General features: G+C 45.0%; 15 protein-coding genes, 1 tRNA gene and 1 riboswitch. Of the genes, 15 read left to right on the top strand and 1 reads right to left on the bottom strand.

Translation table 11 applies throughout. From position 1 onward, the window contains the following. Nucleotides 1-53: 53 nt before the first annotated feature. A riboswitch (ZMP/ZTP riboswitch) is annotated at nucleotides 54-137 on the top strand. A gap of 67 nt (nucleotides 138-204) precedes the next feature. Together LIQ05_RS10280 and LIQ05_RS10275 are read left to right on the top strand one after the other, a co-directional pair. After that, entirely contained in the window at nucleotides 205-918 is a 714-nt protein-coding gene (locus LIQ05_RS10280) for an IMP cyclohydrolase (RefSeq protein ID WP_226820447.1), read from the top strand. Between the two features lie 97 nt (nucleotides 919-1015). Further along, nucleotides 1016-2200 (top strand): phosphoribosylaminoimidazolecarboxamide formyltransferase, encoded by a 1185-nt coding sequence (locus LIQ05_RS10275; RefSeq protein WP_226820446.1) that lies wholly within the window; start codon nucleotides 1016-1018, stop codon nucleotides 2198-2200. A 222-nt stretch (nucleotides 2201-2422) separates the two neighbouring features. Here the strand turns inward: LIQ05_RS10275 and LIQ05_RS10270 are convergent. Beyond that, nucleotides 2423-2495 (bottom strand) — tRNA-Gly (locus LIQ05_RS10270). Between the two features lie 213 nt (nucleotides 2496-2708). Between LIQ05_RS10270 and LIQ05_RS10265 the strand changes: the two genes are divergently transcribed. From LIQ05_RS10265 to LIQ05_RS10205, 13 genes are all read left to right on the top strand, one after another. Next, nucleotides 2709-3572 carry a 3D domain-containing protein gene (locus tag LIQ05_RS10265; RefSeq protein ID WP_226820445.1) on the top strand — a complete coding sequence of 288 codons (864 nt, stop codon included), beginning with the start codon at nucleotides 2709-2711 and terminating at the stop codon, nucleotides 3570-3572. Nucleotides 3573-3800: 228 nt separating this feature from the next. Continuing rightward, nucleotides 3801-4508: a polysaccharide biosynthesis tyrosine autokinase gene (locus LIQ05_RS10260; protein ID WP_226820444.1), complete on the top strand. Its 708-nt coding sequence runs from the start codon at nucleotides 3801-3803 to the stop codon at nucleotides 4506-4508. Between the two features lie 54 nt (nucleotides 4509-4562). Continuing rightward, nucleotides 4563-5294 carry a CpsB/CapC family capsule biosynthesis tyrosine phosphatase gene (locus LIQ05_RS10255; RefSeq protein ID WP_226820443.1) on the top strand — a complete coding sequence of 244 codons (732 nt, stop codon included), beginning with the start codon at nucleotides 4563-4565 and terminating at the stop codon, nucleotides 5292-5294. 40 nt (nucleotides 5295-5334) lie between these two features. Next, entirely contained in the window at nucleotides 5335-6066 is a 732-nt protein-coding gene (locus LIQ05_RS10250) for a YveK family protein (protein ID WP_226820442.1), read from the top strand. Nucleotides 6067-6093: 27 nt separating this feature from the next. Further along, a complete protein-coding gene (locus LIQ05_RS10245; RefSeq protein WP_226820441.1) occupies nucleotides 6094-6873 on the top strand; it encodes an immunoglobulin-like domain-containing protein in 780 nt (259 codons plus the stop codon). Nucleotides 6874-6935: 62 nt separating this feature from the next. Further along, nucleotides 6936-7853: an LCP family protein gene (locus LIQ05_RS10240; RefSeq protein WP_226820440.1), complete on the top strand. Its 918-nt coding sequence runs from the start codon at nucleotides 6936-6938 to the stop codon at nucleotides 7851-7853. Nucleotides 7854-8056: 203 nt separating this feature from the next. Continuing rightward, entirely contained in the window at nucleotides 8057-8611 is a 555-nt protein-coding gene (locus LIQ05_RS10235; RefSeq protein WP_226820439.1) for a phosphatase PAP2 family protein, read from the top strand. A 74-nt stretch (nucleotides 8612-8685) separates the two neighbouring features. Continuing rightward, nucleotides 8686-9849, top strand: a complete 1164-nt coding sequence (rlmD, locus tag LIQ05_RS10230) for a 23S rRNA (uracil(1939)-C(5))-methyltransferase RlmD (RefSeq protein ID WP_226820438.1) — start codon at nucleotides 8686-8688, stop codon at nucleotides 9847-9849. Continuing rightward, nucleotides 9846-10187, top strand: coding sequence for a DUF1622 domain-containing protein (locus tag LIQ05_RS10225; RefSeq protein WP_226820437.1), 342 nt, complete (start codon nucleotides 9846-9848; stop codon nucleotides 10185-10187). Before rlmD ends, LIQ05_RS10225 begins: the two co-directional genes overlap by 4 nt. After that, the gene (locus LIQ05_RS10220; protein ID WP_226820436.1) at nucleotides 10184-10801 is read left to right on the top strand and encodes a glycerol-3-phosphate acyltransferase; all 618 of its coding nucleotides are present in this window, start codon (nucleotides 10184-10186) and stop codon (nucleotides 10799-10801) included. The genes LIQ05_RS10225 and LIQ05_RS10220 overlap by 4 nt, the downstream gene beginning before the upstream one ends. After that, nucleotides 10798-11910: an MGDG synthase family glycosyltransferase gene (locus LIQ05_RS10215; RefSeq protein WP_226820435.1), complete on the top strand. Its 1113-nt coding sequence runs from the start codon at nucleotides 10798-10800 to the stop codon at nucleotides 11908-11910. The genes LIQ05_RS10220 and LIQ05_RS10215 overlap by 4 nt, the downstream gene beginning before the upstream one ends. A gap of 62 nt (nucleotides 11911-11972) precedes the next feature. Further along, entirely contained in the window at nucleotides 11973-12650 is a 678-nt protein-coding gene (tsaA, locus tag LIQ05_RS10210) for a tRNA (N6-threonylcarbamoyladenosine(37)-N6)-methyltransferase TrmO (RefSeq protein ID WP_226820482.1), read from the top strand. 73 nt (nucleotides 12651-12723) lie between these two features. Next, a complete protein-coding gene (locus tag LIQ05_RS10205; protein WP_226820434.1) occupies nucleotides 12724-14043 on the top strand; it encodes an aspartate kinase in 1320 nt (439 codons plus the stop codon). Nucleotides 14044-14046 lie beyond the last annotated feature (3 nt).

The following is a 14046-nucleotide window of genomic DNA, read 5'->3' as shown; positions in this document are numbered from 1 at the left end:
AAAAGAAAAAGATTTCCCATCTTGAAATAGAGAAAAAAATATTGTAGTATAAAAAAGAACTGCATGACTGGCGGATCGTGGGGATACCCACAGGGAGTGCAGTAGTTATTTTTGTGCCGACCGCCTGGGCAGCCTGGATGAAGGGCTTCCCAGGCGTTTTTTATATCTATTATCTATATGTGATTTCGAAAGGAGAACATCTGCATGGAAATGATAGCATTGGACAAAGAACTGAAAGGAAATTCTTATCCGGGAAGAGGAATCATCATTGGCCGCAGCGCCGATGGAACCAAGGCAGTTGCAGCCTATTTTATTATGGGAAGAAGCGAGAACAGCCGCAACCGTGTATTTGTGGAGGACGGAGAGGGAATCCGAACACAGGCATTTGACCCTTCCAAGCTGGTAGATCCAAGTCTGATCATTTATGCACCTGTCCGTGTTCTTGGAAATAAAACCATCGTGACAAACGGCGACCAGACAGACACCATTTACGAAGGTATGGATCAGCAGCTTACTTTTGAGCAGTCTTTACGTTCCAGAGAATTTGAGCCGGACGGACCAAACTACACACCACGTATTTCCGGAATTCTGCATGTGGAGAACGGCTCTTACAGCTATGCAATGTCTATTTTAAAGAGCAACAATGGAGATCCATCCTCCTGTAACCGTTACACCTTCGCATATCAGAATGCAAAGGCCGGTGAGGGACATTTTATCCACACCTACAAATGTGATGGAAACCCGCTGCCGAGCTTTGAAGGCGAGCCAAAGCTGGTTCAGATCCCGGATGACATGGATGCATTTGCAAACATGCTGTGGGGGAGCCTGAATGAAGACAACAAGGTTTCCCTTTTTGTGAGATATATCGACATTGAGACTGGTAAATATGAATCCAGGATCCTTAATAAAAATCACTAAGCATTCTGCTGCATGTGGAAAAAATTGCAGAGAGCCTTTTTAAACGGTATCAGATACTTAAGACAATTCGTTTCGGATAAAAATGGAGGAAATCATCATGAAAGAATTAGAATTAAAATATGGCTGCAACCCAAATCAGAAACCATCTAAGATCTACATGGCGGATGGAAGTGAACTGCCGATTAAAGTACTTTCCGGAAGACCTGGCTATATCAATTTTCTGGATGCGTTTAATGGCTGGCAGCTGGTCCGTGATCTGAAAAAGGCAACCGGACTTCCGGCAGCTACTTCTTTCAAGCACGTTTCACCGGCAGGTGCTTCCATCGGACTTCCGCTTACAGAGACACTTGCAAAAATCTATTGGGTAGAGGATATGGACTGGCAGAACTTTTCCCCGCTTGCCTGCGCTTATGCACGTGCAAGAGGCGCGGACCGTATGTCTTCCTTCGGCGATTTTATTTCTCTTTCGGATGTATGCGATAAGGACACTGCACTTCTCATTAAGAGAGAGGTTTCCGATGGTGTGATTGCTCCAGGATACACAGAAGAGGCTCTTGAAATTCTGAAACAGAAGAAAAAAGGCAACTACAATGTGATCCAGATCGATCCGGAATATGTACCAGCTCCACTGGAGCATAAGCAGGTATTTGGTGTTACTTTTGAGCAGGGAAGACAAGAGCTTGCCATTGACGATGAGCTGATCTCCAACATTGTAACTGAGAATAAGGAATTATCAGAAGAAGCGAAAAGGGATATGAAAGTTTCCTTGATCATTCTGAAATACACCCAGTCCAATTCCGTATGCTACGTAAAAGACGGACAGGCTATCGGCGTGGGCGCAGGTCAGCAGTCCAGGGTTCACTGCACCCGGCTTGCAGGTCAGAAGGCTGATAACTGGTTTCTCCGCCAGAGCCCGAAGGTACTGAGCCTTCCATTTAAAGATACCATTTCCAGAGCAGAGCGTGACAACGCCATTGATGTTTATATCGGTGAGGAGTACATGGATGTTCTGGCAGATGGAAACTGGGAGAAAACCTTCACTAAGAAGCCAGAGGTGTTTACAAAGGAGGAAAAGCGCGCATGGCTGGATCAGATGTCAGAGGTGACCTTAGGCTCTGATGCCTTCTTCCCATTTAGTGACAACATTGAGAGAGCACATAAGAGCGGTGTAAAATACATTGCACAGCCAGGCGGTTCCGTAAGAGATGCAGATGTGATCGATACCTGCAACAAATACAATATGGCGATGGCATTTACCGGAATCAGACTGTTCCATCATTAAGAGTCAGAATAAGAAGTACTTGAAAGAAATATAAAGAAAAGCCCGTACAGAAGCAGAAACGAAAAACGTATTTTACAGAATCACCGGCAGAAGCGTTTGGTTTCCAGGCTATCTGTGCAGGGCTTTTCTTATTCTATTAATTATAGGAAGAAATATAAAAAATAAGAAGATTTTTAAAAGCTTTCAGACACAAAAAAAGCTCCGATTACTTCGGAGCTTCAGAGCGATAGACGGGGCTCGAACCCGCGGTCTCGACCTTGGCAAGGTCGCGCGTTACCAACTACGCCACTATCGCATCTTCACTGTAAGTCGATTAGTTACCTCGACAACAATAGCTATTTTACAGTATAAACTTCTTTTTGTCAAATGCTTTTTTCAAAAAAGAAAGGAAATGTGAAAAAATAAGAAAAAGACGGACAGGGTTTGAAATACAGGAAGTGCTGTGCTATGATAACAAAGAGTAGGGAAAAGACAAAAAGAGAATAAACAAGTTAGGAGATATAGATTCATGAAGAAAAAGATATTGATTCTGGCTTTGTGCGCGTCCACATTAATGCCTGCTTCGGCATGGGGCGAGGAGACCACTTTTGAAGCGGTTACAGAGGCAACACAGATAGAGGAATCCGAAGTAACCGCAGTTCAGGATACGGTTATCATTGCAGAAGATACAGATGTACTGGACTATCCTGGACGAAAAGAGGGAAATGTGATCGGGGAAGTGCTGGCAGAAGATGAGGTCAACCGTACTGGAACCATTTCGGATGCCTGGAGCAGGATTGTATTTGAAGATGGGAATGGAAAAGAACAGACCGGCTATGTTCCCAATTCCATCCTGAAAGGATATGAAGAAGAGAGTGCTTCTGACGGAGCGGTAGAGGCAGGTGTTATACATAAGAGCAGCGGAACCGGAATTTTTGCAGATGCAGTAGATGGGGTTACACAGACTGGCGGTGATCAGGGGATTCTTGTGGGGGATGTAGTTATGGCATCTGCTGACAGCTCCCTGCACCCTCTTGGAACATTTCGGATCACCCATTACTGCCCATGCAGCATCTGCTGCGGTCCCTGGGCGAATGGTGTGACTTCTACAGGTTCTACAGCCGTTACCAACAGGACCATTGCGGTAGATCCTACCGTGATTCCTTACGGCTCTAAGGTTGTGATTGATGGCCAGGTATATATTGCAGAGGATTGCGGTGGTGCCATCAAAAATAACCGCATTGATATTTATGTAGGAAGTCACGCAGAGGCTGAAGAAAAGGGCGTGTATGAGACCGAAGTTTATCTGCTTGAGGAAGGCCGGTCTTCTGAAGAGGTAGAGAATCTGCAGGAAGAAAATATGGATATTCAGGAGGAAAACCAGGGCGAGTAAGCAATAAGTTGTAAAAACCGCGAAACTTTTGTGAAAATTTGTATAGAATAAGTGTTAAAATACACTAGTCAACAGCTGTAGTGTAGTGTATAATAATTAGGCGGATACTGTCCAAAAAGAGAGTATCCGCTAAAATGTTCGGAAATTGTCTGGTTTCACAGAGTGAACAGAACAAAAGAATACCGGCATACATTACAGGATAACAAATAGATAAGGTGAAAACAAATTATGGTAAAAGTAAAAATTAGCGATTGGAAAGCTGATTCCTCCATGGACGAGGCCTATAAGGCACTTCGTACCAACATTCAGTTTTGCGGAGCTGACAAAAAGGTAATCGCATTTACAAGTTGTACACCCAATGAGGGAAAGAGTAATGTAACCTTCCATCTTGCAGCTTCCCTTGCAGAGAGCGGTAAATCCGTACTTTTAATTGACGCAGATCTTCGTAAATCTGTACTTATGGGTAGAGTACAGGTTGAGGAAGAGGTAAAGGGGCTTACCCATTATCTTTCCAAACAGGCGAAGCTTTCAGATGTTATTTGTGCAACAAATCTTCCGAAGTTTCATATTATTTTCTCAGGTGTTGTTCCGCCAAACCCGGCAGAGCTTTTAGGAAGCCGTCTCTTTAAGGACATGATTCGTCTTGTGAGAGATGTCTATGATTATATTATCATTGATACTCCGCCTCTTGGCCGTGTAATCGACTGTGCTGTAGTGGCAGATTCCTGCGATGGAACTGTGATCGTCATCGAGTCTGGAAGCATCAGTTATCATTTCGTACAGGAGGTCAAAGCTCAGCTTGAGAAGACAAACTGTCCGATCATTGGCGCTATTTTGAATAAAGTAGATACCAAGGAATATGGCAAATATGGCAAATATGGTAAGTATGGCAAATATGGAAAATACGGCAAATATGGAGAATACGGTAAATATTGATCCAGTTTTGCAGGTATGAAGCCATAAGATACGGGAATAGAATAGGCGAAGCGAATGAAAGGTATTTATGATATTCACTGCCATATTATTCCGGAAGTGGACGATGGAGCCAAGAATTTGAAACTTTCTGTTCGGATGCTTCAGAAGGAATATGAAGACGGTGTCCGTAACATTATTGCAACTCCCCATTTTCGGTATGATATGTTTGAACCATCTCTTGAAGTGGTAAAAAAGCAGTTTCTGCGTTTAAGAAAAGCAGCGGCAGAAATTGGGGATGAGGGAATCCGGATGTATCTTGGGTGTGAGCTTCATTCCAGTATGGACATGACAGATTGCCTGAAAAAGGGCGAACGGCTTACCATGGCAGGATCCCGTTATGTGCTGGTTGAATTTCGTACCACAGATGAGAAGTCTTATATCAGAGAACGGGTACAGGCGCTGATCCGCAGAGGATATTATCCAATTATTGCTCATGTGGAGCGTTATCGTTCTGTTGTGAAGGGCGGATTGGATTTTATTGATGAACTCCGGGATATGGGAGCATACATCCAGATGAATGCAGACAGCATCATTGGCGGGGACGGCTTTATGATCAAGCGTTTCTGCAAGAAAGTAATTAAAGAAGAAATGCTGGATTTTGTGGGCTCAGATGGTCATGATATGGCGAAGCGTACCCCACATATTGGCAAATGTTACGACAAAATTGAAAAAATGATGGGAACAGATTATGCGGATATGATTTTTATCAGTAATCCGGAATGCATTATCCATAACGAAAGATTTTAAAAAGGGAACAACGAAAATTACAGGGTAACGGAGAAGAAGAATGGAAAATCAGGTTACAAACAACGATGAAATTGAAATCGATCTGGGTGAGATCTTTCACCTGATTCTTAGCAGACTGGGAATCATTATTCTTTCTGGTATTATTCTGGGGGTGATCTCCATTATTGGAACAATGCTTTTTATCACTCCACAGTATGAATCTACCACGAAGATCATGGTACTGAATAAACAGGACAGCAGTACGCTGACCAGTGCAGATATGCAGACCAGTACACAGCTGACCAAAGATTACGCAGAGCTTATTAAAAGCCGTACGGTTCTGGAAGGGGTAATTGCCCAGCTGAACCTTGATATCAGCTATCAGCAGCTGCTTAGCAAGCTGACTGTAGAGACTTCTACAGACAGCCGTATTGTGACAATCATTGTATCTGATGAGGATCCTTATACAGCAAGCGAAATGGCAAATGCAATCCGCGATATGGCAGCAGAGCATATCCAGTCTGTAATGGATATTGAGGCTGTCAATGTAGTAGACAGTGCCAATATTCCAAGTGAGAAGGCAAGCCCAAGCCTCGGAAAGAATGGCGTGATCGGCGGACTTCTGGGCGTGATCATTGCGATGGCTGTTGTGATCATTATTTATCTGACAAATGATACCATTAAAGTGGAAGAGGATGTAGAGCGCTACCTTGGACTGTCTGTTCTGGGAAGTATTCCATATTCTGAGAAAGAGTCCAGATCCAAGAAACAGAAAGCAAGAAAACGTCGCTGATAAAAACGAGTATAAGGAGCATGAGAGATGCGTAAATGGTTAGTTGTTTTAATGGCGGCAGTGGCAATCGGAGCGACAGCCATTCTTGGATGGCTGTATGTGGGCCAGGACCGCAAGGGACCTGAGATCACCATTGCTGACAGCAAAAAAGACAGTTATGCAACGGATATGACCACTGAAGACCTTCTGGAAGGTGTAAAGGCTGTTGATGAAAAGGACGGAGATGTTTCTGACAGTCTGACAGTCGAAAACGTATATCCAAATGAAAAAGGCGATGAGGTAACGGTTGTCTATGTTGCAAAGGACAAAAGCAATAATGTAACAAAGGTGACATATCATATGACATCAGATGAAGTTTTGCCTGGAAGTGTAATTTTCGGTGATGAAGCATCTGATAATAAGAGCAGTTCCGCTAAAACCAATAGTGATTCTGAGGACAGCGAAGATTTACAGGATAGTTCTGATAAGGTTTTAGAAGAGGATTCCGAAGAAGATACAGAGCTGACCGAAGAAGAGGAGGCTCAGGAAAGGGAAGAGGCAAAGATTGACAGGCTGAATCCCCAGGATCCCCGTTTCTATCTCACAACTTACTATGTTGAGATCACAAAGGGAACCCAGATTGACAGACTGAGCTATGTAAAAGATATCCAGGATGATAAAGATGCGTCTAATGAGCTTTACCGCAAGATTCAGATCACTGGCAATGTGGATGTGAATACACCAGGTACCTATGAGCTGACCTACTATGTTGTGGATTCCAATGGAAATGCCTCCAATGGTGCAGTCCTTACAATTGTAGTAAAATAATCGGCTAAGAAGCATAACCCGAAGACATATTATATGACCACCGTACTTACAGGAGTGAAAAGATGAGATCCTCTATTTTGAAAAAAGGCCTTATCTGTCTTGGTGCAGTATTATTACTGGAGAGCCCGGCAGTCACAGCTTCGGCTGTATATACAGTGAAGGCCCAGGAAAACGATGCTACAGTTGATACCAGCAATATAAAAAGTATTCTGCTTATTGGACAGGATAAGCAGGGCGATCAGACACGTCAGCGTTCAGACTCCATGATTCTTGCTACTTTGGATAAAGATCAGGGAACTATCAGCCTGACTTCTTTTATGAGAGATCTTTACGTTGCTATTCCAGGATATTCCAGTACCCGTATTAATGCAGCTTATGCATATGGTGGAATGGAGCTTCTGGATGAGACTCTGGAAGAGAATTTTGGAGTTCAGATAGATGGCAATGTAGAAGTGGACTTCGAAGTTTTTAAGGTTCTGGTGGATAAGGTTGGAGGAATTGACCTGGAACTTACCCAGGCAGAAGCGGATTACATATGTGGAAGAGACCAGAGCGTTCTTTATCCACAACCTCTTCGTACAGACTGGGACCTTCAGGAAGGTGTGAACCATCTGGATGGCGAGCAGGCGCTGATCCATGCCCGCAACCGCTCCATTGGCAATTCTGACTACCGTAGGACAGAGCGGCAGCAGGACGTGCTGAAAGCTGCTTTTGCCAAGATAAAGGACTTAAATGTTCTGGAGATTGGCGGATTGATCAAGGATGTGCTTCCACTGGTGACTACCGATCTTTCCCTGTGGGATATGACTGGATATGCTATGGATGTAATGAGTATCGGAACGGACGAGATCCAGTCTTACCGTATCCCTGAGGATGGAAGCTATACGCCTCAGACCATTGATGGCATGCAGGTTCTGGTTCCGAATCTGGAACAAAATCGTGAATATCTTCAGCAGATCCTGTATCATGCAGGTGAATAAAGAATAAATCCAGGCGGTTCGAATCATACGAACCGCCTGTTATGTTATTTACGTGGGCAGGTGGGGCAAAGTCTGTTCTTGCACGAGAAATTGGCGGCTGCTGTGCTAACGAGTAAAGCTCGCAGAACGTGTTGTGTCTCGTTATGAGACGTCGCGGCTTTTAAGACTTGTTCTTATTATGAAATAGAAAGTGAGGAAAAGAAATGGGAATTCTGGAATGGATCCACAATATGGATGCACAGATACTGCTTTTTATCCAGCAGTATTTAAGAAATGATATGTTTAACTGGTTCTGGAAGGGGGTTACCTTTCTGGGTGATGGAGGCTGGTTCTGGATCGTGCTTGCCATCGTGCTGCTATTCCCAAAGAAAACACGAAAAGCAGGCTTTACCGCTGCACTGGCCCTGGCGGTTGGGGCTATCGTGACCAACTTGTTTCTGAAAACCGCTGCTGCAAGGATCCGCCCTTATGATGCAGTAGAAGGTCTGGTTCCCCTTGTAGCTAAGCTAAAAGACTATTCCTTCCCTTCCGGCCATACCTGTGCTTCCTTTTCCTGTGCGGTGGTATATGATAAAATGTATCCGGGAAGGCCAGGAACAGCAGCTATTATTCTTGCTGTGCTGATCGCGTTGTCAAGGCTTTATGTGGGGGTCCATTATCCAACAGATGTTCTGGCAGGCGCCCTGGTGGGCTGGTTAAGTGCCCTTTGTGCCATGAAACTGGTATTCTATTGGGAAAAAAGAAAAAATGCAGTATAAGATTGACATTCCCATTTGTTTCGGGGATAATTTTCTTATCAGAAGATAAATAGAGGAAGTTTGAGGGAGAATTTATGGAGGAGAAAAGAAATATACAGAAGGCCTGTCCATATGCGAAGAAATGCGGGGGATGCCAGTATCAGGGAGTGCCCTATCCTGCGCAGCTTAAGAAGAAACACAATCAGGTGCAGGGGCTTTTGAAAAAATTTGGAAATGTGAAACCAGTTATTGGTATGAAGGATCCTTATTTTTACCGGAATAAGGTTCATGCTGTATTTGACAGAGACAAAAAAGGCAATATCATCTCAGGAATTTATGAGGCTGGTTCCCACAGAGTGGTGCCCATTGACCAGTGCCTGATCGAGGATGAGAAAAGCCAGGAGATCATCCGGACGATTCGGGGAATGCTGAAATCCTTCAAGATCAAGACCTATGATGAAGATACCGGCTACGGGCTTCTCCGTCATGTGCTGGTACGCCGGGGCTTTACATCCGGTGAAGCGATGGTGGTCCTTGTAGTGGCTTCCCCTATTTTTCCATCAAAGAATAACTTTGTGAAGGCACTGCGCAAGGCTCATCCAGAGATCAGTACGGTAGTATTGAACATTAACGACAAAAATACCAGTATGGTTCTTGGAGAGCGGGAAATCGTACTTTATGGAAAGGGCTTTATCCGTGATAACCTTTGTGGAAAGTCCTTCCGCATTTCACCCAAATCCTTTTATCAGGTAAACCCGGTACAGACAGAGATCCTTTACAGAAAAGCAGTGGAATTTGCCGGACTTACAGGGAAAGAGAAGGCGATTGACGCATATTGCGGAATCGGAACCATCGGCCTTGTGGCTGCTGGCAAAGCAAAAGAAGTGATTGGAGTGGAACTGAATAAAGATGCAGTCCGCGATGCGAGGATTAATGCCAGGGAGAATAAGGTCGTCAATATTTCGTTCCGTCAGGGAGATGCCGGAGAATTTATGGAGGCTATGGCAACAGCCGGAGAGAATGCTGATGTGGTATTTATGGATCCTCCCCGTTCAGGCAGCAGCGAGAAATTTTTAAACTCCGTAATCCGGCTGGCTCCGAAGAAAATTGTGTATATTTCCTGCAATCCGGAAACCCTGGCGAGAGATCTTCTTTACCTGACGAAGAAGTATAAAGTAAAAGAGATTCAGCCTGTGGAAATGTTCTGCTTTACAGACCACACAGAGGTTGTGACCTGGCTGGAAAGAGGTGGCTTATGATGAATACCATAACCGGGACCATGGAGTGGGTTTTGGAAAATATTGCCGGATTTGCAATTGTGATCTTCGAGTTTATCGGAGTTGCTATTATTATCTGGAGTGGTATTACCGGATTTATCAAATGGCTGAAGCACGCCGGCGATACTGGTGTTTACCTGGCAAGAGGACTTGCCATGGGTCTGGAATTTAAAATGGGAAGTGAGATCCTTCGTACGGTAGTGGTGCGGGAATGGAAAGAAATCGGAATTGTAGCAGGGATCATAGCCCTTCGTGCGGCACTTACCTTCCTGCTTCACTGGGAGATTAAGGAAGAGGAAAAAAGCGGCGGTCATAAATGAGAGTGGAAAAAATATATTTGTTTTATATGATAAGCGGATTTCTTCTTGGCAGCATTCTGTTTGCCTACGAAGTTCCAAGAATCTGGAAGCATATTGATATCAGGGAAGTGTCTGAGGATGGAAATCCAGGAACCTTCAATGCCTTCCTGTTTGGGGGAGTGGGATGTGGAGTCCTGGTCCTTCTTCTGGAGCTTTTGAAGGGATTTCTGCCAGTGTATTATTGCTCTATGCGGGCAGGCAGGGATTCCCTGCTTTTTTCAGGAGTGCTGGCAGCGCCGGTACTGGGACATGCCTTTTCCATTTTTCATAGGGGAAAAGGCGGGAAAGGAATTGCCGTAAGCTTCGGCGTGCTTCTTGGACTTTTTCCATGGTGGATGCCAGCTCTTGTGCTGGCTGGATTTTATATTTTCTTTTCCCTTGTGGTTCCGGTAAAATCCCACTTGAAAAGAAGCGTGGTTACTTTCGGGTGCTTCTGTATGACCTCCTTTTTTACAGGCTGGGAAGGGGCTGTAAGGCTGGGGATTTTGATCATTTCCCTGGTCGTTGTGTATAAGCATGTGGAATCTGCACTGGCTGCAGAGAACACAGATGGAAAGAAATGGAGAACTCAATGAAGGCATTGATTTTGTCCTGCAATACCGGCGGCGGACATAATTCCGCAGGGCGAGCCATTGCAGAAGCCATGACCTGGCAGGGAGATGAGGCTTATGTGATGGATTACCTGACACTGGCTGGAGAAGGCGTATCCAGGCTGGTGGGCGACGGGTATGTACAGATTGTCAAAAAGACGCCGAAGCTTTTCGGGCTGGTATACAAGCTGGGAATGCTGGTAAGCCGGCTGGCAAGAAAGTCTCCGGTGTATTATGTGAATGGCCGCATGGCCAAATATCTGAACCGGTATCTTACAGAGAATCCTGTGGATGTGCTGGTCATGCCACATCTTTATCCTGCGGAGACTATCACATATATGAAGAGAAAAGGAATGAAGCTGCCTCTTACAGTGGCGGTGATGACGGACTATACCTGTATTCCCTTCTGGGAGGAGACGGATGTGGACTATTATATCGCCCCTCATGAAAGTCTGATAAAGCCTTGTGTAAAAAGAGGTCTCCCCAGGGAAAGGCTGGTTCCTCTTGGAATCCCGGTGTCCAGGATCTGCAGGCGTGAGATTTCCCAGAAGGAAGCAAGAGAAAAACTGGGCCTTGCAGCTGAGAAGAAATATATTCTGGTAGCTGGCGGCAGCATGGGCGCCGGAGACATAAAAAAAATGGTGGACGCTCTGTTAAAAGCAACCAAAGAGGAAGAACTGGTGATCGTGTGCGGAAGCAATACGAAGATGGAGAATCGGCTGAAAAAAGCCTTTTGGGCAGAGACAAGGATGAGAATCCTGGGCTTTACCAATCAGATGAATCTTTATATGAAAGCCTGTGATGTGCTTTTTACAAAACCTGGAGGATTGACCTCTACGGAAGGGGCTGTGGCTGAAATTCCCATGGTCCATACAGATCCCATTCCAGGATGCGAGACGGCCAACCGCAAGTTTTTCGGAAGACTTGGCATGAGCACTTCTGCCAGAACGGTGAAGAGGCAGGTACAGGCTGGAATCCGGCTTCTCTATGATCAGAAGGCAGCAGGTCAGATGCGGGAAAATCAGCGGAAAAATATGAATAAGGCAGCGGCAGAGGATATCTGTGGGTTTATAAGAGAACATATAGAGCAATAGATCAGTTGCTGTTTACAGAGTAAACGGCGGTATAGAGGAACAAAGGTGCAATGAGAATGGAAATGAAAGTAATCGCTCATATAAAAAGTGATTTTCCAACGAAATTTGGAATCCCCCACCAGAGCGGCAGGATAGAGAAACTAAAGGCGGATATTATCTTTGAACCAGAATACCGCAATCAGGAAGCCTTCCGGGGACTGGAAGAATATACCCATATCTGGCTGATTTGGGAGTTTTCCCAGGCAGTTCGGAAGGAGTGGTCCCCTACGGTGCGTCCGCCAAGGCTTGGGGGAAATGTGCGCAAAGGAGTTTTTGCAACAAGATCTCCTTTCCGTCCCAATCCAATCGGACTTTCCAGCGTGAAGCTGGAAGGAGTAGAATTTACGGAGAAGGATGGTCCGGTTCTCCATGTATCCGGGGCGGATCTTATGGATGGAACGCCGATTTATGATGTCAAACCATATCTGGCTTATGTGGACAGCCATCCTGAGGCTGCAGGCGGTTTCACAGACCGGATCCAGGATCACAAGCTGGAAGTGGAGTTCCCGGCGGAATTCCTGGAAAAGATTCCAGTAGAAAAAAGAGAAGCCCTTCTGGCGGTTCTTGCAGATGACCCAAGACCAGGCTATCAGAAAGACCCGGAGAGGAAGTATGGAATGTCTTTTGGTAAGTGGGATGTTCATTTTACGGTAGATGGGGAAAAGCTGAAGGTGTTGGATATAAACACTTTCACAGATTAAATCGAAAAAACCCTTGCAAAAAGTCGGTTTTTTTCATAAAATGAAGAAAAAGTTTTTGAGGAGCACAAGGATTATGAAAAAAGTAGTAAAGTTTGGAGGAAGCTCCCTTGCGAATGCGGAGCAGTTTGAGAAAGTCGGAGAGATTATCAGAAGTGAGGAGAGCAGACGTTTTGTTGTTCCTTCCGCACCTGGTAAGCGCTTTGACGGGGATACCAAAGTAACAGACCTTCTGTACAGCTGTTATGATGCAGCTGGAAATGATGGAGATTTTGAGAAGATCTTAGAAGCAATCAAATCCCGTTATTACGAGATCATCAAAGGACTTGGCCTTGATTTTTCCATGGAAGAGGATTTCCAGATAATCAAAGAAAATTTTAAGACTCAGATTGGCAGGGATTACGCTGCTTCCCGTGGAGAATATCTGAACGGAAAGGTAATGGCTGCTTATCTTGGCTATGAGTTTGTAGATGCAGCGGATGTGATCCGTTTTGACAAAAACGGCAATCTGGATCCGGAGAAGACAGACAAGCTTTTGAACAAGAAACTTTCTAAATGTGAGAATGCAGTTGTTCCGGGCTTTTATGGTGCTAAGGAGGATGGAACGGTTACGACTTTTTCCAGAGGCGGTTCTGATGTGACCGGTTCTCTGGTTGCGAAAGCGATCAAAGCGGATATGTACGAGAACTGGACAGATGTATCTGGTTTCCTTGTAACAGATCCAAGAATTGTCAAGGATCCGGCAGTGATCGAGACCATTACATACCGTGAGCTTCGCGAGCTTTCCTACATGGGAGCTACCGTTCTTCATGAGGATGCTATTTTCCCGGTAAGAAAAGAGGGAATCCCCATCAATATCCGCAATACCAACCGTCCGGAAGACAAAGGAACCTTTATTGTAGAGAGCACCTGCCGCAAGCCGAAATACACCATCACCGGTATTGCCGGAAAGAAGGGCTTCTGTTCCATTAACATTGAGAAATCCATGATGAACAGCGAAATCGGTTTTGGCAGAAAAGTTCTCCAGGTATTTGAAGACCAGGGAATCAGCTTTGAGCATGTTCCATCTGGTATCGATACAATGACGGTCTATGTTCATCAGGACGAATTTGAGGAAAAAGAGCAGCAGGTGATCGCCGGAATCCACCGTCTGGTTCAGCCGGATTTCGTGGAGATGGAGTCTGATCTTGCGCTGATCGCAGTTGTAGGCCGTGGAATGAAGTCCACCCGCGGTACAGCTGGAAGGATTTTCTCCGCACTTGCCCATGCAAATGTAAACGTGAAGATGATTGATCAGGGCTCCAGTGAGCTGAATATCATCATCGGCGTGGCGAACTGTGATTTTGAAAATGCTGTGAAAGCAATTTACGATATTTTTGTGCTGACACAGATTTAAAGG

This window comes from Blautia glucerasea (assembly GCF_020537505.1).
GTDB lineage: Bacteria > Bacillota > Clostridia > Lachnospirales > Lachnospiraceae > Blautia_A.
This window is presented reverse-complemented; position numbering and strand designations above follow the sequence as displayed.

Excerpts from the sequence above, each read along its gene's own strand:
- LIQ05_RS10280 (WP_226820447.1), top strand. The coding sequence starts at position 205 with ATGGAAATGATAGCATTGGACAAAGAACTGAAAGGAAATTCTTATCCG.
- LIQ05_RS10275 (WP_226820446.1), top strand. The coding sequence starts at position 1,016 with ATGAAAGAATTAGAATTAAAATATGGCTGCAACCCAAATCAGAAACCA.
- LIQ05_RS10265 (WP_226820445.1), top strand. The coding sequence starts at position 2,709 with ATGAAGAAAAAGATATTGATTCTGGCTTTGTGCGCGTCCACATTAATG.
- LIQ05_RS10260 (WP_226820444.1), top strand. The coding sequence starts at position 3,801 with ATGGTAAAAGTAAAAATTAGCGATTGGAAAGCTGATTCCTCCATGGAC.
- LIQ05_RS10255 (WP_226820443.1), top strand. The coding sequence starts at position 4,563 with ATGAAAGGTATTTATGATATTCACTGCCATATTATTCCGGAAGTGGAC.
- LIQ05_RS10250 (WP_226820442.1), top strand. The coding sequence starts at position 5,335 with ATGGAAAATCAGGTTACAAACAACGATGAAATTGAAATCGATCTGGGT.
- LIQ05_RS10245 (WP_226820441.1), top strand. The coding sequence starts at position 6,094 with ATGCGTAAATGGTTAGTTGTTTTAATGGCGGCAGTGGCAATCGGAGCG.
- LIQ05_RS10240 (WP_226820440.1), top strand. The coding sequence starts at position 6,936 with ATGAGATCCTCTATTTTGAAAAAAGGCCTTATCTGTCTTGGTGCAGTA.
- LIQ05_RS10235 (WP_226820439.1), top strand. The coding sequence starts at position 8,057 with ATGGGAATTCTGGAATGGATCCACAATATGGATGCACAGATACTGCTT.
- rlmD (WP_226820438.1), top strand. The coding sequence starts at position 8,686 with ATGGAGGAGAAAAGAAATATACAGAAGGCCTGTCCATATGCGAAGAAA.
- LIQ05_RS10225 (WP_226820437.1), top strand. The coding sequence starts at position 9,846 with ATGATGAATACCATAACCGGGACCATGGAGTGGGTTTTGGAAAATATT.
- LIQ05_RS10220 (WP_226820436.1), top strand. The coding sequence starts at position 10,184 with ATGAGAGTGGAAAAAATATATTTGTTTTATATGATAAGCGGATTTCTT.
- LIQ05_RS10215 (WP_226820435.1), top strand. The coding sequence starts at position 10,798 with ATGAAGGCATTGATTTTGTCCTGCAATACCGGCGGCGGACATAATTCC.
- tsaA (WP_226820482.1), top strand. The coding sequence starts at position 11,973 with ATGAAAGTAATCGCTCATATAAAAAGTGATTTTCCAACGAAATTTGGA.
- LIQ05_RS10205 (WP_226820434.1), top strand. The coding sequence starts at position 12,724 with ATGAAAAAAGTAGTAAAGTTTGGAGGAAGCTCCCTTGCGAATGCGGAG.